This is a genomic window from Enterobacter cloacae complex sp. 394F7 (assembly GCF_057320385.1).
Window position 1 is genome coordinate 58,020 of sequence record NZ_JBXWCS010000002.1, and the last position, 18,475, is coordinate 76,494.

Genomic DNA, 18,475 nt, shown 5'->3' on the forward strand with positions numbered 1-18,475 from the left:
TAAGATGAACGACATTGCCGTCCCGGAGTGAGTAAGGTGTATGTCACCCACCATCTATGATATTGCGCGCGTTGCTGGTGTTTCTAAATCAACCGTGTCCAGAGTGTTGAATAAACAAACCAATATTTCTCCTGAAGCGCGGGAGAAAGTGCTGAAGGCGATTGAAGAGCTAAATTATCAACCAAATAAACTTGCCCGTGCTCTGACCTCATCTGGCTTTGACGCCATTATGGTGATTTCCACCCGCTCAACAAAAACCACTGCCGGTAATCCTTTTTTCTCCGACGTATTGCACGCCATAACCGCCAAGGCGGAACAGGAAGGGTTTGATGTTATTTTGCAAACGTCAAAGAGCAGTGAAGATGACCTGCTAAAATGCGAAAGCAAAATAAAGCAGAAAATGATTAAAGGGGTCATTATGCTGAGTTCCCCCGCCAATGAATCCTTTTTCTCACGGCTCGATACCTACGGTGTGCCGGTGGTCGTAATCGGTAAAGTCGAAGGCGACTTTCAGAATATTTACTCCGTCGATACCGACAATTTTCGTGACAGCGAGATGCTGACCGACACGTTTATTAAAAACGGACGGAAAAAAATTGCCTGTCTGCATGCGCCACTCGATTATCACGTGTCTATTGATCGTCTCGCGGGTTATAAAGCCAGCCTGGAAAAGGCGAATATTGCTGTTAACCCGGACTGGATCATTGATGGCGGTTATACCCATGAGAGCGCACTTTCAGCGGCCATTACGTTGTTGTCTTCTTCCACCCCACCGGATGCGGTATTCGCCACCGACAGCATGAAATTGCTGAGTCTTTATCGCGCTGCGGATGAGTTAAATTTGATGCTACCTGAGCAGGTTGCCGTGGCGGGTTACAGCGATCCGATGCTCTCCCTGATTCTGACGCCTGCGCCAGCTGGATTTGATATTCCTACGCGCAAGCTGGGCGAAGAGAGCTGCGACCTGCTTTTCAGGCGTATCTCCGGTAAACCCGCCCCGCATAAGGTGCTGATTGAGACCCACTTTTCGTTCGCTGATTCTCTTCGCTAAAACCAGGGGCTGATAGCCCCTGGTGAACAGCCGATCAGAAGGCGTAATTCACGCCCACGCCCGCATAGTGGAATCGATCGCTTTCGCCTTCATCGTGGTTTTCCCATTCATAGGCATACTCCAGCGTCATTGAAAGACCGTTATTGAAATCGTAGGCATAAAGCAGGCCCAGACGGTTGAAATCATGCCCTTCACGCTCAGGATCGTCTTGCCAGTCCCAGTTTGACCAGCGGTCGAGCCCCAGGCGGGTATACGGCGTCAGCGTGGTATTGCCTAATGAAATGGGTAAATAGGCGCGGATCTCCTGCGTTGAAAACTCACCGTTATTACGTGAACTGTCCATATTGAAACCGCGCTCTAAATAGTAATTCACTTTTGCCGCGAAGGTTTCATTAATGGTCCAGGTAAAGCCCGTTTCTGTTTCAACGCGACTGTCGGCATAACCCGTTTTTTCCAGGTCATTGGCAAACTGATACATGGCAAACCAGCCGCCGAAACGCCAGTCATCGCTTAACTTAATATCCCAGTCTGGTTGTATTTTGTAGCGCTGCATATTCGCGCTGCCGTCTTTCGCGCCGTGTTCATCTTTGAAATGATAACCGTAATTACGGAAGCCGCCGGTCAGGCCGAGGGTAAAATCATCGGTTCCAATAAAACGATAGCGCAGCTCGAATTCGGGACGATCAAAATAGGTCCCGCGGGTCATACTGCTGTAATCAACGGGGCCTTCCTGATACATGGCAAGGGAAATCGTCCACGCATCCCATGTGGCGTTAAACCACACGGAGGGTTCATATAATCCGTCTTTATCATCCCCCTGACCTTCGACGTTTTCAATTTCATACATAGCACCTATATTAAAATTCCAGTGTGGTGCCGGTTCTGAGGCGTGTGCGTAGCTAACCCCTGCGCATAGAATAAGCGCAGCACTTCTTAGTAGAGTACTCATTAAAATATTCCTTTATAATGGACAAACAAAAAAACCGGAAATTAATATTTCCGGCGAACATTTTTATTATCTGATTGCCGCTTCTGTTTCCGCGTCAAAAAAATGACACTTATTCATATCGAACTGAATGCCGATATTATCCCCTGCAGCATAATCAGTGGCAGCCCCTGCCCGGACGACCAGTTCGTGGCCCCCGACGGTGGCATACAGCATAAATTCAGCACCGGTCAGTTCGGCAACGCTGATTTTGGCGGCAATCACCTCACCGCTGGCTTGCGAGGTGAAAATATCCTCCGGTCTGATGCCAAAGACCACGGCTTTACGTTGATACCCCTGAGCGTTAAGTACCGAGAGCATGTCTTCGGGGATCTCCAGGCGCAGCGTTTCCGTCACGAAGAAGCGTTCATTGATCGCCCCCCGAATAAAGTTCATTGCTGGCGAACCAATGAAACCTGCCACAAACATATTTGCCGGTTCGTTATAGACCTGCTTCGGCGCGCCCACCTGCTGAATGTATCCATCTTTCAGGATCACAATGCGGGTTGCCATCGTCATGGCTTCGGTCTGATCGTGCGTCACATAAATCATGGTGGTATTCAGCTTTTGATGCAGCTTGCTGATTTCGGCACGCATTTGAACACGCAGTTTAGCGTCAAGGTTTGAGAGCGGTTCATCCATCAGGAAGACGCCCGCTTCACGCACAATCGCCCTGCCTAATGCCACGCGCTGGCGTTGGCCACCCGACAACGCACCGGGCTTACGCTTGAGGTAATCGCGCAGCCCAAGAATATGAGCGGCCCAGTTAACACGCTCTTCAATGACAGCGGGCGCGATCTTCTGCATCTTCAGCCCAAATGCCATGTTGTCGTACACCGTCATATGGGGATACAGCGCATAGTTCTGAAAGACCATCGCAATATCCCGGGACTTGGCCGGGACATCATTCATACGCACGCCGTCAATCACCAGTTCACCGGCGCTGATCTCCTCCAGCCCGGCAATCATGCGCAGCGTCGTCGATTTACCGCAGCCCGATGGCCCGACGAAAACGATGAATTCTTTATCCTCAATGTCGAGGTTGAAATCTTTGACCACATGGACCTGGTTGTCATAGATTTTCTGGATATGTTTTAGCGATAGTTGCGCCATTCTTAATTCCTTATCAGTACCGTCCGGGAAGCCCAGAAATCTGTCAGGCATTTCCAGGTCAGCTCCCGCGTTGAATGAAGTTGAAGTCCCGCATGGTTGAGGCCTGCCCCTATTCCCACCGACAACATCCCTGCGGCGTTGATCGCCTCAACGCCGGAGGCGGCATCCTCAATCCCGATGGCCTCCTCCGGGAGGACGTTAAGACCCGCGCAGGCAGCAAGGAAGATTTCCGGGTCCGGTTTGGAGCGGGCAATACGGGACGCATCGGCACAGAAATCAAACGCCCTGTGGATCCCCAGCGCCTGCAAAATGCCGGGAGCGTTGAGTGAAACAGACGCCAGCCCAATTTTGACGTTTGCCGCGCGTATGTCGGCCAGCACCTCACGAATGCCCGGGAGCAGTGACGCTTGCGTAAGCGATGCCAGCGACTGGACATAGAGCGCATTTTTTTTACGCGCAAGCGCCAGGCGCTGCTGTTCATCGAACGCGTCTTCTTTGCCACCGTGACGCAGGATCCGCTGCAGGGAATCCATGCGGCTAATCCCTTTCAGCGTTTCATTAAAGGCTTCATCAATGGTGATCCCGACCTCCTTCGCGACAGCGCGCCAGGCCAGGAAGTGCAGATGAGCGGTGTCGGTGATCACCCCATCCAGATCGAATACAACGGCATTAAGGTTCATCTCTTCCCTCCGTGGTAGCGGTCCCAGTAACAGACGTAAGAAAATCCTTGCAGGACAAGACCTGCCGTCCCGAAAGCTGGAGGGTTTTACCCCAGAGCGTTAGCGTGACAGGAGCGGAGCTGGTCACCGTGAGTGTCTCTTTCGTCACGATGAAGTGCAGCTGCGCATTCTGCCAACGCAGCGGAAACGCCAGCCTTTGCCAGTGCGCAGGCATCCTGGGTGCCAGATGTAGCTCCCCGTCCACGATCTGCAGCCCGGCAAATCCCTGAATAACACCTGACCAGATCGCACCTGTCGCGGCAGCATGAATACCGTCATCACTGCTGTGCGGATCGTCGCCCAGATCGATGGCAATGCCATCACGCCAGAAGGTGTAAGCCCCTTCTGTATCACCACAGCGCGCGTTCACAATCCCGTGGATGGCTTTGCTCAGAGACGAGTCATGAATTGTGCGCGGCTCATAGAATGCCAGGTTGGCCGCGCACTGCTGCGGCGTAAAGCGTTCCGGCAACAGGTAGTTAAGCATTACCACGTCGGCCTGTTTGAGGATCTGCATCTCGTTAACTTCAGCGCGCGAGTAATCCAGCAGAATGGTCTGCTTGCCCGCTTTGGCTTTATAGCGGCTCAGATCGATCGCTGGTTTCGACATAAAGGTGTCATCCTGCGGTATGACCCCGTCGGCGTTAGCCTCAGGCAGCCATAGGCGCGCCAGGAACCGTTGCGCATTTTCCGTAAAACGCGCATCTTCACGCTCTAACATTGACATAAACCGGCAGGCACTGGCGACGTTGTGCCACGCCAGATAGTTGGTGTAGGCGTTGTTATTCACGTGTTCCGTGTATTCATCCGGCCCGATCACGTCATGGATCTCCAGACGGTCGCCAACTTCCGTCGCGCGTCCCATCCAGAACAACGCGGTTTCCATGAGCAGCGTCAGGCCTTCATTGCGCATAAAGGCGTCATCGTGCGTTGCCTGCCAGTAGGCGACAACGGCCCACGCGATATCCGCCACGATATGATGTTCAGCCAGCGCGGAGGCCACTTTCTGACGAACGCCCGTGCGGATGTTGATCGCTGCGAATTCTGGCGTCTCTTCCTGACCGCTCGCGGCACTCTCCCAGGGGAACAAGGCGCCTGGCCAGCCGTTCCGGCGTGCTTTTTCCCGCGCCCCCGGCAGGTTAAGCCAGCGGTAGCGCAGCAGACGACGGGCAACATCTGGTCGGGTAAAGAGATGGAAAGGCAGCAGGAAAATTTCGGTGTCCCAGAACACGTGGCCTTTATAGCCCTCCCCGGTCAGGCCCTTGGCCGCAATACTGCTCCGTTCATCATGGGCAGGCGTCATGGCCGTGAGGTGCCAGACCGCGTAATCCAGCGCCAGCTGATCCTGATGTTCGGTCGACGTGACGTCCACCCGGCAGTCATGCCAGACCTTTTTCCAGACGCACGCCGCGCTTTCAAGTAACGCGGCATACCCTCTTGTCGCGCAGGTTTTGAGCTCAGCCAGAGCATTGCGGGCAAACGTGTCCTGTGAAAGCGCTTTATCGCTGCGATGCGTCACCCAGACCAGCTTCTCAAGCGTGACAGTGTCACCCTGAGCGACCTTCACGGCGTGATGAACCGTGATACGCCGGTTTTTCGCGGTAAAGCAGCTGTCGCTGGTGGTTGAGAGACGACAGCATGCCGATATCACCACATCCGCAGCGCGATCCTGCGTTTCATACACGCCCTGCATGTAGTGCTGGTCAAAGACTCTGACCGAGATTTCATCCAGATGCTGACGGCCGCTGTTGGTTTGTGTCGCATCAATCCCCGTGCTCAGCATAACGTCTGATGAGGCATCCAGCGGAGTGACGGAGAGCTGCATTGCCACCAACGGCAGTTGATCCAGTGAGACAAAACGGCGGCTTTCCACACGGTAGCGCTTTCCGTCTGGCGAGCGCCACACTACGCGACGACGCAGTTCGCCATTGGCAAAATCCAGCTCCCGCTGCCAGTCAATAATCTCCCCTGACAGCAAGGTGAAATGGATGCCGTCCAGTTCGATATCCATGCCGGTGATGTCAGGCACGTTGATCAGTTCGTTGGTCTCATTACGACCAGCACGATGATAAAGCCCGGCAAGATACATTCCCCGGGTCTGCTGCGTGTAGTTTTCCTCATGCGCCGCACGTATGCCCATATAGCCGTTGCCGCAGGCCATGATTGACGCGTATTTATTGAGGCTGTGAGGGCAAAAACCCGGATCGTTTAATACAGACAGGTTCAGCATAACGTTACGCTTTCCCCTTTTTCTGCCGCCTCGTACAGTGCGGCGACCAGTTGCTGGATCACCAGCCCTTGTTCGGCATCGGCAATCATAACCGGCTCTCCCATGACGTGACGGACAAACGCATCCATGCTGCGTAAATGCCGCTGATCGTCTGCCTCTTCGCGCAGGGTTAGGGTCTGCAAAACTCCGCCCTCATCGGTGTAAATGTGGGCCGGGAACAGCGTTGCCCCCGCTTTTTCACCGCAAAAGGCGACATTCATGATGGACTGCTCGCGGATGTTGAGCGCAAAGGAGGTATCCAGACGCAGAATGCCGCCATTGCAAAATTCAATCGTCCCGAACAGGGCATCTTCAACGGTAAACTGTGCAGGATCCCATTCACCAAACTGGCCACAGTTTTTGCGGTTTCCCAGTTTTTGAAAGCTGTGCGCCGTCACGCGTTTTACCGCCGGGAAACCCAGTACATACATTGCGGCGTCGAGCATATGGATGCCAATATCAATCAGTGGCCCGCCCCCCTGCAGTGCTTTATTGGTGAATACGCCCCAGCCGGGAACGCCGCAGCGGCGCAATGCCTGCGCCGTAGTGAAGTAGATTTCGCCCAATGTCCCGTTCATTACCGCCTCGCGCAGCAGTTGCGTATCACGTGCAAAGCGGTGGTGAAAATCATAGGCCAGCACTTTTCCCGCCGTTCGGGCCGCCACACGCATCCGGTCGGCTTCATGTGGCGTCATGGCCGGGGGTTTTTCGCACATTACATGGCACCCGGCTTCCAGGGCTGCCATCGCATGTTCAAAATGAAAACGGTTGGGCGAACAGACGCTCACCACATCCGGTTTGACCGCCTGCAGCATTTCATTCACGTCCTGCCATGCCGACGGAATGGCATGGCGTTCAGCAAACGCCTGAGCCTGTTCAGGATGGCTGTCCATGACAGCCACCATCTGAACATCACTGCGCGTGGAGTAATACGAGGCATGCACTTTGTCCGCGACCTGCCCGGCACCAATAATGGCGACACGCAGGGACGAAGGTGTTAAAGCACTCATCACGCTGGTCATCCTTAGCATTCACGCAGATAAGTGAGAGAATCCTGATAGGCCTTCTCAGGATCGTCAGCGCGAACGCGGCACTCGTAAACAACGTAACCCTGATAACAATCGGCACGCAGCTGGTCGAACAGAGCGGCAAAATCAAGAGAGCCGCTTCCCGGCTGATAGCGATGGTTATCGGCAATATGCACATGGCCCAGCAGGTCGCGGTTCTGGTGCAGCGCTTCCGTCAGCGAGTCTTCTTCAATATTCATATGATAGAAATCGCCGATAATCTGCACATGTTTCAACCCATTCTCTTCGATGTAGCGACGTGCATCCGCGAGGGTGTTGATCATGTGATCCTGATAGCGGTTCAGCGGCTCCAGGTAAACGGTGGTGCCGGTACGCGCCGCCACCTCATCCAGCCAGCGCAGCGAGGCGCTCACCGCCTTGCGGTCTCCTTCAAGGCTACGCGGCGATGTCATCGGCGGCAGGCGGAAGGTAAACATCCCCCAGGCGGCAGGAACCACGATTCCTTTACCGCCCACTTCTGCTAATGCTTCAAGGATGCGTTCGATCTGCGTTAATCCGTTCAGGCGACGCTCTTCGATGAAGTCACCAATCCAGCCATCGTACCCGCCGCAGGCCGTGGTAACCGGCAGCCCTGTAGCCTTAATGGCCGCTTTAACCTCTTCAAGGTTCTCCACCAGCAGCTTGCCGTCTATCTCATACCCATCAAAGCCCATAGCTTTGATGTATTGGAATTTTTCCAGGATATTGGTCGGGAAAAAGGCCTGGTTTTGCGTTGCGATTTTCATTTTCATGCTCTCCATAGCTCAGAACGTGACGCCCATTTTGATACTCAGTTCAGGATGCTGATCGACATAGGTCATGTAACTCTCAGCGCTGGTGGTAAACGTTACGACCGGGTCGATTAAATCTTCGCAATTGAGATAGCCGTTCATCAGCAATTCCCAGCAGGTCTCTTCAATACGCTTACGGTTCCAGCGTGGGTAATCAGGATTTGGCTCGCTGCAGGCGCGGGAGAAGACAATTTTCGCATTATTGAAATGCGCTTCACGGCCGAGGTTAAAGCCTTCCGCGAACGGTTTCGCAAAGGCCACGTATGAGATGGTGCCGCCGTAAGCGAGTCCGCGCAGCGCAGACTGCAGCGCATCAGCAAAGCCGCTGGTTTCGATAATCACATCCGCGCCCTGCTTGCCGGTCAGTTTTTTGATTTCCAGACCAACATCCGTGCCAATCGGATCCAGACAGTGGTCTGCCCCATGGCGACGGGCAATGTCGCAGCGGTGCGCGATAGGGTCGACACCGATAACGATTGACGCACCGGCTTTCTTTGCCAGCTGGATGGCAATCTGACCAATCGCGCCAAGCCCAACGACGACGACAAAATCCCCTACCCGCACATTGGCGTCACGTACGCCGCTCATTGCGAATTGTGCCGGGTCGTAGCAGACCGCATTTTTCCAGGAGGCGCCCTGAGGCATTTTGCGCAGTTTGTAGTTATTGACGGCATTCACAATGACCGTTTCCTGTAGCGGTCCATAACAGCAAACGCGGTCTCCGACACGATATTCCGTTACGTCAGCGCCACACTCAATGATGTCCCCGACAATCATGTTCCCGAGCTGGAATTTGCCAAACTCGATCCCGCGAGCCGCCCCCTCTTCACGCGGCGTAAAGAGCTGCCAGTCAGGGTTAAACTCTTCATCGATAAACGGACTCGCCGCCCTGAAATCCACCACTTCGGTGCCGTGTTTCGGTGCGCCAAAGCGGGCGCGAATTTTCACTTCATGAACGGCAACGGGACGGTCTTCATATTCGACCAGCGCTGCCACACGCGGCGCTGTCGCAACTAACTTCTTCATTACTCACTCCTTGTTAAAATTGGCCGCCTCAGCCCTTAACGCCACCGGCGGTCAAACCACTTTTAATAAAACGTTCAGACAGCGCATACATGATGACCACCGGCAGTGCCGTCACCAGCGATGCCGCCATCATGCGGCCCCAGATGTAATCTGGCGTACTGAAAAGGGTGTTCAGCCCTACCGGCAAGGTGAAGTTGCTGGCACTGGACAGGAAAATGGAGGCAAACAGATAGTCGTTCCACGCCACCATGAAGCAGTAGACAAAGACCGACACCAGGCCCGAAATCGCTAACGGAACGGTAATGCGAAAGATGATTTGCAGGCGGTTAAGGCCATCCATCATCGCGGCTTCTTCTATTTCGTCCGGGATAGTGTCGAAATAGCTGCGCAGCATAAATACCGCCGTGGGTAACGTCTGAGTCACCATGGTGATAATCAGCGCCAGTTCGGTGTCATAGATGCCGAGCGCGGTGATGATTTTGAACAGCGGCACCACCAGCAGAATCCCTGAGAACATGTAGACGGTGTAGAAACTGGCGTTGATCGTCGTGCGCCCTTTAAAACGCAGTTTGGATAAGGCGTAAGCCCCCAGCGTGCCGAGAAGCACGGCAACGATCGACGAGGTCAGTGACACCACCATGCTGTTACGGAAGTAATCCACAAACGGGAAAATCAGCGGGTTAAAGATGTCGATGTAATGCTGTAACGTCCACTCCTGCGGCAGAATGGTCGGATGCAGCGATATCGCCTCTCTGGCGCTTTTAAAGGAGGTCATTAGCATCACGAAAAATGGGAACAGCGTGATGATCAGGAACGCCGCGAGCCCCAGATAAAAACCAATACGTCCCAGTACGCGTTTATTTGTTGCCATTGAGATTTACCCTTTTTCTGGTCAGCAGAATGACGGCGAAAATGATCACAAACAGCACCACTGAGATAGCCGCAGCTTTACCCAAATCATTAAAGGCAAACGCCGTTTTGTAGAGATAGACGCCCAAAATATCGACTTTGGTAGTCAGCAGGTACACGTCCGCAAACATGTAAAACATCCAGATGGTTCGCAGCGTGATGACCGTGGCCAGCACCGGCATAATCGCGGGCAGCGTGACGATGCGAAAACGTTGCCAGCCATTCGCGCCATCCATTTCTGCGGCTTCGTATAACGATTTATCAATCGTTTGTAAGATCGCGAGAAACGAGATAAACGCATACGGGAAGTAGCGCCAGATGGCGAATAGCACCACCAGCACAAAGCTGCTGCCGGGGTTGTCGAACCACAGCGGTGCCTGGTCATACAGATGCAGCAGGTCTACCCCAAGGTAGTTCACGATGCCGTAGCCGTTGTTGAACATGTACTTCCAGGCAAACACCAGTGAAATTGACGGCGTGACGTAAGATAAAATCACCAGCGAACGCGCCGTTTTGCGCAGCCGAAACTCCCGGTTAAAGAAGATGGCGACAGCCAGCCCTAGCCCCGTGCTACCTATCACCACCAGGGCCGTATACCAGAAGGTCATCCACAAGGAGTGCCAGAACGCTGCATCACTCAAAATACGGATGTAGTTATCCAGCCCAACAAACACCGCGCTAATGCGCGGGTTGAGCGGCAAGCGTAAGAAACTGATTTCAATGTTGGAAATCATTGGCCAGGCCACAAGGCCCCCCAGCAAAATCAGGCTGGGGGCCAACAGCAGCATGGCGAAAGGCATATCTGAACGACCAGAAAACAACGTCTTCATAATTTCCTTCCGCAGAAGCGCTCCTATCGTTGAGAAACCAGGTCAGTCAGGCGTTTCTGGCTGTTGCTTAACGTGGTGTTGAGGTCTTGCTGACCTACCGTCACGTTATGCACCATCGAACTGATGATGCCGGAACCTGTCACGTCGCCCATGCGGGTAAAGTTTTTGTCGCCCACTGCCCCAAATACCTGCACATTCGGGAACTGTGCGATCAGCTCATACGGCAGTTGACCAAAGGCTTTGATGACCTCGTTGTTTTTCCAGCTCTCGGTATCCACCACCAGTTTGTTCACCGGTAACGCCGCCCCCGGAGACATCATGACCCAGTCCGACGCGTTTTGAGCCTGCTCCATCCAGGTCACAAATTTCTCAGCGGCTTTGGTTTCGTCTTCAGTCTGACCGGTCGTGATCGTCAGCGACGTCACCATGCCGTAAACCGCAGACGATTTTTCCCTTGGAACCACGAAGCCCAGGTTGGCAGGATCCCCTTCTTTAAACACGGCAGGCAGAATGTAGGTGGAGTAAACCGCCATTGGCGCGGAACCGTTCATGAACGCGTCTTTGATCTCCATGACGTCGTTCGAGCCAGGCATCGTGTTCTTCGCCAGTTCTTTATAAAACGCCAGCGCGTTTAACATTTCAGGCGTATCGATCTGGATGTTGCCCTGCGCGTCGAAGACGTTTGCCCCACCTGAAAGGGCAAACTGGGAGAAGGCCTGCTCGGTCATGACGCTTTCAGCGGTAGGAAGCGCGATACCGTAGTGTTTCTTAGCCGGGTCGTTGAGCATCTGACTGGCTTTCAGCAGCTGTTGCCAGTTATGCGGCTCTTTAATACCCGCCGCGGCGAGAACATCTTTGTGGTACCAGACGCCTGACAGCCAGGCGCTAATTGGCACCCCCGTCCACGCGGTGCCGTCTTCCGTGCGAACAACACGGAGAATGCCGTCATAAAATGTCTTTTCACCGACGGCTTTAATGGCTTCGCCAATTGCGTCACGGTCCAGCAACTGCTCTTTATCCATCACTTTTGCATAGTCATGGCTGACCTCAATCACCTCCGGCAGTGCGCCGGTCCGCGCGAGGGTAATGACCTTGGTGTTGTATGCATCCTCTTCTACCGGCACCTGTTTCACCGTAATGGAGGGATTCTCTTTCTCGAATTTCTCAATCAGTTTCGTGATGACGGCCTGACGCTCCTGTTCCACCGACGAATGCATAAACTCGATGGTCACAGAAGATTGTGTGTCGTCCTTGCAGCCTGATAACAGGGCGCACGAAACCAGTGCTGAAATCAGCACAATTCTCGGCATTTTCATTGTTAAGGTCCTTTTTTAGTTTTCTTTAATCCACATAACCTGCCATGGATTTAGGGTCAACGTCGTATCGTTAATATTGTTCCCGGTTATTAAATCTTTTCCTGCCTGACTATTTGAAGGGACGTGCTGAATATCATTACTGAAATTAAAGAGTGCTGTAATTCGCTCGCCGTTATCGGCAATGCGAACTATTTTCAAAACATGCTCCCCGGATGTTTCAAAGCGCGCCTGACTGTCCGGGTGGAACGCTTTTTCCTGACGGCGTAACGAAATTAACGCACTCAATCCAGAATAAACTTTATGACGAAGGCTATTAATATCGTCGAGTTTATGATCAATTTCACCGGCCTGATATTTCTTTCGGTTTATTGCTCTATTATACCCTAACCGCTCCACACCCTCATAATCATTACGGGAGCCAATAATACTCTGAATATAGATTGCAGGCACACCCGGGAAACTCAACAGAACGGCATGAGCCAGAATAAAACGGGCGATGCGCAGAGTATCTTCATCCTTCTTAGCACTTAATGCATCCAGATAGGTTACATTGATTTCATACGGGCTGCGCGTACCGTCAGGGTTATTTTTCCAGTTAACCATCGCACCTTCCTGCTGGAGTGTTTCTACCAGCGACAGAATTTCCGATTCCGGTAAAATTCCGCGTAACGGATTAAGTCCAATCCCGTCGTGCGAAGCCAAAAAGTTAAACCAGGTGGTTTGCTTTGACGGCAGTTCCAGCGATGAGGCCCACTGACAAAGTGCCCGTACATCCTGACGATGAACGGCATGCAGAACCAGTGGTGGCAAGGAGAACTGATACACCATCTGGGCTTCATTCTTGCCGTCACCAAAGTAAGAAACGTTGTCTTTATGCGGGACATTAGTCTCAGTGATGATCACCGTACCCGGTGCCACAGCGTCCGTAATGGCGCGGAAGAGTTGAATCAAACGGTGCGTTTGTTCAAGATGGATGCAGCTTGTTCCAGGGATCTTCCACATAAAACCGACCGCATCAAGGCGGATATAGCGCGCTCCTTCCATCAGGTAATGGAGAAGCACATCCACCATTGCAATCAACACCTCAGGAGAGGCGAAATTGAGGTCAATCTGATCATCGCTGAAGGTCGTCCACAGATGCCGAACGCTTCCGTCATCAAGTGTAAAAGGTGTCAGGAGAGGCAATGCGCGAGGCCGTGTCACAGCAGATAAATCGATTTGCGGATCCACGGAAATAAAGAAATCTTCATAGCCCGGTTTTTGCGCAAGATAATGAGCGAACCACTGGCTTTTCGCAGACATATGGTTGCAAACAAAATCGAACATTAAACTGGCATATTGTTTTAATTCAGCAACGTCTTGCCATGTTCCCGTTTCAGGCGCAACGTCATGGTAATCGATAACGGAAAAACCATCATCAGAGGACCACGGGTAAAAAGGTAAAAGATGCACATGAGAAAATGAACGAGAAAGCCATCTGTTATAAAAACGGGTAAAAACAGGCAGCGCTTTCTCCCCTTTATTGTAGAACTGATCGGCATAGGTTATCAGGACGATATCTTTTTCATCCCAACCGGGTTTACGCCTTTCGATAATAACGGCAGCAGCTCTGGATATTTTCCCTGACAGTGTTTCACGGTGCGCCTCAGAAAACGATTCGCCGTAAACAAGATTGATTAAATTTTTAATTTTATCGTTCACTTTACTTTTCCATGGTAGCGGTCCCACGAAACGCAATCTACTCCCATGAAAAATATCTGTCAACGGACCTGAGGGGGTAAAAACGTCTTCTCAAGGCAACTCAGCGCAGTAATGTGAGCTGCCGCAAAGAAAGACAGAAAAGGGAGAAAACGAAGAGAAATGCCAGCAGCCCTCCTCTCATAAGAGAAAGACTGCGGTATACATGGGGATCAGGATAAGTATCGACGGGAAAAACGTTTGGCCAGTTTTTGCAGCAGCGGCTCCAGCGCCACGGCCAATAACAGTCTTACCGGCTTACGGGCAACAGATTTTATTGCCCAGCCAGCCACGCCTGCCGGACCATAACGTAACGCCGTCAGCAGGACCAGTTTACCTGCGATTTTCAGGCCGGGTTTTACCTTCTGACCGGCCTGTTGCCAGTTTTTGTTCATCTATGTTCTCTCTTAAAGCTGACGAAAACGACTTCTCAGCGTAAAGGTATCAGACGTGACGTAACGTTCCATTTCGCGCAACCGCTTTTCACCTGCGGTCAGTTCAGCATCCACCTGGTTCAGAATGTCACTACTGCTCGGTGCGCCTTCTGCAGCCAGTTCACCTTCCGGCATGGGGTCGAGCACAAACGACAATACGATGTACGCCACCAGAGTGATAAACGCCAGACCGAAGAAAATCGATAACACCGTTACCACGCGCACCAGCTTAACCGGTACATCCAGATAGTGGGCAAGCCCCGCACAGACGCCGCGAACCATGCCCTGCTGTGGGATCCGCCACAGCTTTTTATTCAGATTCAGTCCAGACATTAACGCTCCCTCCAGTTCGGGTGTTCCGCATCCAGGATAGCTTCCAGCGCCTGAATACGTTCACGCATCTTATTCGCCTGATCGGACAGCTGTACCAGACGTTGTTGCTCGCTCTGGGAAAGGGCGTCCCGTGAAGAACGGTTGCTGTAGTGCAGCCATAACCAAATCGGCAGCACGAACAGCACGAAAATGGTCAGGGGAATAGCGAGAAAAAGCGCGCTCATGTGTACTCCTTGTCGTACGATGCGTGGCGGCACGCTCAGGTGCCGCATGAATTATTATTGATTGTCTTGCTTCATTTTGGCTTTCAGGGCCGCCAGCTGCTCGCTGATTTCATCGTCGGCTTTCAGATCGGCGAACTGCTGATCGAGCGATTTTTGCTTACCGATGCTGTGGCTTTCCGCTTCCGCTTCCATCTGATCGATACGACGTTCGAAGGACTCAAAACGCGCCATTGCTTCATCAAGCTTACCGCTGTCCAGCTGACGGCGTACATCGCGGGAAGAGTTTGCCGCCTGGTGACGCAGCGTAAGTGCCTGCTGACGCGCACGGGTTTCGCTCAGCTTGTTCTCAAGCTCGCCAATCTCTTTCTTCATACGGGTGAGCGTGTCGTCCACCAGCGTAACTTCATGTTCCAGCGCGGTAACCATATCCGCCAGTTTCTGTTTTTCAATCAGTGCGGCACGGGCCAGATCTTCTTTATCTTTACGCAGCGCCAGTTCGGCTTTTTCCTGCCATTCATTAAGCTGGGCGGTAGCCTGCTCAATACGGCGGGTTAACTGCTTTTTCTCAGCCAGCGCACGGGCGGAGGTAGAACGCACTTCAACCAGTGTATCTTCCATTTCCTGAATCATCAGACGCACCAGCTTTTGCGGATCTTCCGCTTTCTCAAGCAGCGAGTTGATGTTGGCGTTCACGATGTCGGCAAAACGAGAAAAAATACCCATAATTCAATCCTCACATTTCTGTTATCGGGCGATGCCCTGCTGTACAGATAATACAATTCCCGTGCCAACTTTTTATCTTATTGATTTCACTGAATGTGATTGATTTTCGATCACAGTGGAACTAAGCTCACCTGGTGAATCTCGCTAAGGAGTGGTTAATTTCATCATGGCTGAATATAAAGACAATTTACTCGGTGAGGCTAACAGCTTTCTCGAAGTGCTGGAGCAGGTTTCACGCCTCGCCCCTCTCAACAAACCGGTGCTGATTATCGGTGAGCGCGGCACGGGCAAGGAGCTGATCGCCAACCGACTCCACTATTTGTCCGGGCGCTGGGATGGTCCTTTTATTTCGCTTAACTGCGCCGCGCTGAATGAGAACCTGCTGGATACCGAGCTGTTCGGCCATGAAGCGGGAGCCTTTACCGGGGCGCAAAAGCGCCATCCTGGCCGTTTCGAGCGTGCCGACGGCGGCACCCTGTTCCTCGACGAACTGGCCACCGCGCCAATGCTGGTACAGGAAAAATTGTTGCGCGTCATTGAATATGGCGAGCTGGAACGCGTCGGCGGCAGCCAGCCGCTACAGGTTAACGTGCGTCTGGTCTGTGCGACAAATGCCAACCTTCCGGAAATGGTGGCTGAGGATAAATTTCGCGCCGACCTGCTCGACCGCCTCGCTTTTGACGTCGTCCAGCTTCCACCGCTGCGTGAACGGCGCAGCGATATTATGCTGCTGGCGGAACAGTTTGCCATTCAGATGTGCCGTGAGCTGGGTCTGCCGCTCTTTCCGGGCTTTAGCGATAATGCCCGGGAGACGCTGCTTAACTACCCCTGGCCGGGGAATATTCGCGAGCTGAAGAACGTCGTCGAACGCTCTGTCTACCGTCACGGCAGCAGCGAAACGGAACTGGACAACATTATTCTCGATCCTTTTCAGCGTAACGCGCCATCTGTTACCGCCCCGGCGCGTTCGAACGATGGGCCCTCACTCCCGCTCGATCTGCGCCAGTTTCAGCATAAGCAGGAACAACAGCTACTGGAGCAGAGCCTGAGGATGGCGAAATATAACCAGAAAGGGGCAGCTGAACTGTTGGGGCTGACCTACCACCAGTTAAGAGCATTGCTCAAAAAGCACCAGATGCGCTGACGGGCAGAGCCATTCTGACGGGATTTATCCCCGCGAGGATCCCGCGGGGATAAGAGTCATGCTACCGCAATATGCATCTGCGAAAGCATATCGGTATTCACACCGACCAGCGTGACGCTGCTGTCGCCCCAGGTGAGTAAGGCATTATCACCTTCAAACGACAGGTGGTTGAGATAGCTGTCATTATCGGCAATGTTCTGGTTAGCCATAAAGATCAGGCTGTCGCTGGCGGAGAGGTTATAGACCGTGTCATGACCAAAATCACCGTAGAAGAGAAGCGTGTTTTCGCTGCCGTTAAGGTGGATGGCGTCGTCGGCATATCCGGAAACCACATTGTTATTGTTCCCGTTTACGCTGATCTCACTGTCATTGGCTCCTGAATAGAACCAGCTGTCATTACTGGCGGTCGAGATAGTGAAGCTGTTCTCTGTATCGGCGTAATAGCTTTTCGCATACGCGATTGAGCCACTGTCACCTTCTAAGCCATAATCCGTGACCTGCCATGTCGCGTTCTGGTTGATGTTAATACCAAACAGGCTGAACAAGGTGTGGTCTGCATTAACGTAATGGATATCTTCCGCCCGTGTAATATCGCCGGTGGAATATTTAAAGTACAGCGTCCCTTCTGCATCGTGGCTAAACGTAAAATCGGCAATATGACATTCCGTTACGTAGGTGTTAGTCCCTGCGCCACCATAAATAACGTTGTAGCCGCTGTGATCTTTAAAACTGTCATCTCCGCCACCACCGCAGAGATAATCGTTACCCTTCCCGCCTTGTAATAAATCATTTGTTTCGGTACCAATAATAAATGTCGACCCCACATGCGTTACGGATTTATTGAGATCCGAAACCCAGGTCGTGGAACGGTATGCTTCAGAAAGATTAGAAACAATGATATTGGAATTTTGATGGGTGAAATCATAGATTTCAGAATCCATAATTCGTAATGCACCATCCGTATAGCCCTGACCGGAGTGCCCGGCCCAGGACGCCATATTCGCGATCGAAAAGATCTTACAATCGTTGGTCAGGCCGGCATAGTAATCATTAAAGGAGACGATGTTGTTAGTGCAGGTTTCAAGCGGCGTGTCGTGGTTAAATAAACTGTCCAGCGTCAAGCTATGACCCGTTAACACACGAAATACCGGATCGTTCTCATAACCAATATTAAGCACTTTGTCATCGGCCAGGTTTTGAGTCGGAGAGGCGAATGCGACGTAGCTTGCGTCCTCAAAGAAACCACCCCATTGGCCCTGTGCGGACAGGGTTGCCATGCTGTTAACAGCCAGTCCGCCAAGACTATGTCCGGTAATGATGATGTCATTACCGGTCAGGCCATTTGCCGTGGCAAACGCGGCCACCGAACTCATGAGGTTTTTATACGCGTTGAGAACATAGTTATCCGCATAGCCGTCGACCAGTGCAGATAATACGTCGCTGACGGTATCCATCGCGGTATTGATGGTATGCTGAAGTGAAGGCGCGCTGGCGTAAGTGCCCGTCCCCCAGAAGCTAATGCCTATATTGACCAGCTTGCCATTGGCGTCATATTTTCCCATAACATTGCATTCGGCACTGGTTTCAAGAAGACTTTCGCCATAAAAAGCACCATAGGGATTAGTACAGCCGCTGTAGTTAAGCGTGGTCCCATCTAATACTTTCCAGCCATTTTCTTCTGTATAGGTATAATCCGCATACGTGGCTGCACCAAAATTGATACTTTCAATGGTCAGTGCATCCTTAATAAGCTGCGTGTTTTTCTCGCCCTGATAATCGAATACAGGCATAGTCGTCCCTCTGT

18 protein-coding genes are annotated in these 18,475 nt (G+C 52.4%); 2 read left to right on the forward strand and 16 right to left on the reverse strand.

What is annotated here, in order from left to right; all coding sequences use genetic code 11:
• Positions 1-40 precede the first annotated feature (40 nt).
• Positions 41-1,051: a LacI family DNA-binding transcriptional regulator gene (locus tag AC2FAK_RS02750; protein ID WP_023621299.1), complete on the forward strand. Its 1,011-nt coding sequence runs from the start codon at positions 41-43 to the stop codon at positions 1,049-1,051.
• 34 nt (positions 1,052-1,085) lie between these two features.
• Here AC2FAK_RS02750 and AC2FAK_RS02755 read toward each other — a convergent pair whose 3' ends face one another.
• The 15 genes from AC2FAK_RS02755 to pspA all read right to left on the reverse strand — a co-directional run bounded on the left by AC2FAK_RS02755 (position 1,086) and on the right by pspA (position 15,527).
• Positions 1,086-2,000, reverse strand: coding sequence for an OmpG family monomeric porin (locus tag AC2FAK_RS02755; RefSeq protein ID WP_038419574.1), 915 nt, complete (start codon positions 1,998-2,000; stop codon positions 1,086-1,088).
• A 66-nt stretch (positions 2,001-2,066) separates the two neighbouring features.
• Positions 2,067-3,149 carry an ABC transporter ATP-binding protein gene (locus AC2FAK_RS02760; RefSeq protein ID WP_095454497.1) on the reverse strand — a complete coding sequence of 361 codons (1,083 nt, stop codon included), beginning with the start codon at positions 3,147-3,149 and terminating at the stop codon, positions 2,067-2,069.
• A gap of 2 nt (positions 3,150-3,151) precedes the next feature.
• A complete protein-coding gene (pgmB, locus tag AC2FAK_RS02765; protein ID WP_029883672.1) occupies positions 3,152-3,829 on the reverse strand; it encodes a beta-phosphoglucomutase in 678 nt (225 codons plus the stop codon).
• On the reverse strand, positions 3,819-6,098 hold the full coding sequence (locus tag AC2FAK_RS02770; protein ID WP_095454498.1) for a glycoside hydrolase family 65 protein: 2,280 nt from the start codon (positions 6,096-6,098) through the stop codon (positions 3,819-3,821). Before AC2FAK_RS02770 ends, pgmB begins: the two co-directional genes overlap by 11 nt.
• Entirely contained in the window at positions 6,092-7,150 is a 1,059-nt protein-coding gene (gene ycjS, locus AC2FAK_RS02775) for a D-glucoside 3-dehydrogenase (protein WP_095454599.1), read from the reverse strand. Before ycjS ends, AC2FAK_RS02770 begins: the two co-directional genes overlap by 7 nt.
• 11 nt (positions 7,151-7,161) lie before the next feature.
• Positions 7,162-7,950, reverse strand: coding sequence for a 3-dehydro-D-guloside 4-epimerase (gene ycjR / locus AC2FAK_RS02780; protein ID WP_095454600.1), 789 nt, complete (start codon positions 7,948-7,950; stop codon positions 7,162-7,164).
• A gap of 18 nt (positions 7,951-7,968) precedes the next feature.
• Positions 7,969-9,021, reverse strand: coding sequence for a D-guloside 3-dehydrogenase (gene ycjQ / locus AC2FAK_RS02785; RefSeq protein WP_013096411.1), 1,053 nt, complete (start codon positions 9,019-9,021; stop codon positions 7,969-7,971).
• Positions 9,022-9,049: 28 nt separating this feature from the next.
• Positions 9,050-9,892, reverse strand: a complete 843-nt coding sequence (locus tag AC2FAK_RS02790; RefSeq protein ID WP_095454499.1) for a carbohydrate ABC transporter permease — start codon at positions 9,890-9,892, stop codon at positions 9,050-9,052.
• On the reverse strand, positions 9,879-10,760 hold the full coding sequence (locus AC2FAK_RS02795) for a carbohydrate ABC transporter permease (protein ID WP_013096409.1): 882 nt from the start codon (positions 10,758-10,760) through the stop codon (positions 9,879-9,881). Before AC2FAK_RS02795 ends, AC2FAK_RS02790 begins: the two co-directional genes overlap by 14 nt.
• A gap of 23 nt (positions 10,761-10,783) precedes the next feature.
• Positions 10,784-12,076 (reverse strand): ABC transporter substrate-binding protein, encoded by a 1,293-nt coding sequence (locus AC2FAK_RS02800; protein WP_095454500.1) that lies wholly within the window; start codon positions 12,074-12,076, stop codon positions 10,784-10,786.
• A gap of 15 nt (positions 12,077-12,091) precedes the next feature.
• Positions 12,092-13,777, reverse strand: coding sequence for a sugar phosphorylase (locus AC2FAK_RS02805; protein ID WP_095454501.1), 1,686 nt, complete (start codon positions 13,775-13,777; stop codon positions 12,092-12,094).
• A 209-nt stretch (positions 13,778-13,986) separates the two neighbouring features.
• Positions 13,987-14,208 (reverse strand): phage shock protein PspD, encoded by a 222-nt coding sequence (pspD, locus tag AC2FAK_RS02810; protein WP_013096406.1) that lies wholly within the window; start codon positions 14,206-14,208, stop codon positions 13,987-13,989.
• Between the two features lie 12 nt (positions 14,209-14,220).
• Positions 14,221-14,580, reverse strand: a complete 360-nt coding sequence (gene pspC, locus AC2FAK_RS02815) for an envelope stress response membrane protein PspC (protein WP_095454502.1) — start codon at positions 14,578-14,580, stop codon at positions 14,221-14,223.
• Complete coding sequence (gene pspB, locus AC2FAK_RS02820) at positions 14,580-14,804, reverse strand: envelope stress response membrane protein PspB (protein WP_013096404.1); 225 nt, start codon at positions 14,802-14,804, stop codon at positions 14,580-14,582. Before pspB ends, pspC begins: the two co-directional genes overlap by 1 nt.
• Positions 14,805-14,858: 54 nt before the next feature.
• On the reverse strand, positions 14,859-15,527 hold the full coding sequence (pspA, locus tag AC2FAK_RS02825; RefSeq protein ID WP_013096403.1) for a phage shock protein PspA: 669 nt from the start codon (positions 15,525-15,527) through the stop codon (positions 14,859-14,861).
• Between the two features lie 166 nt (positions 15,528-15,693).
• Between pspA and pspF the strand changes: the two genes are divergently transcribed.
• Positions 15,694-16,671 carry a phage shock protein operon transcriptional activator gene (gene pspF, locus AC2FAK_RS02830; protein WP_047023082.1) on the forward strand — a complete coding sequence of 326 codons (978 nt, stop codon included), beginning with the start codon at positions 15,694-15,696 and terminating at the stop codon, positions 16,669-16,671.
• 56 nt (positions 16,672-16,727) lie between these two features.
• On the opposite strand, the gene AC2FAK_RS02835 is transcribed toward pspF, so the two are convergent.
• Positions 16,728-18,461 (reverse strand): polyurethane esterase, encoded by a 1,734-nt coding sequence (locus tag AC2FAK_RS02835; RefSeq protein ID WP_095454503.1) that lies wholly within the window; start codon positions 18,459-18,461, stop codon positions 16,728-16,730.
• Positions 18,462-18,475: the final 14 nt, after the last annotated feature.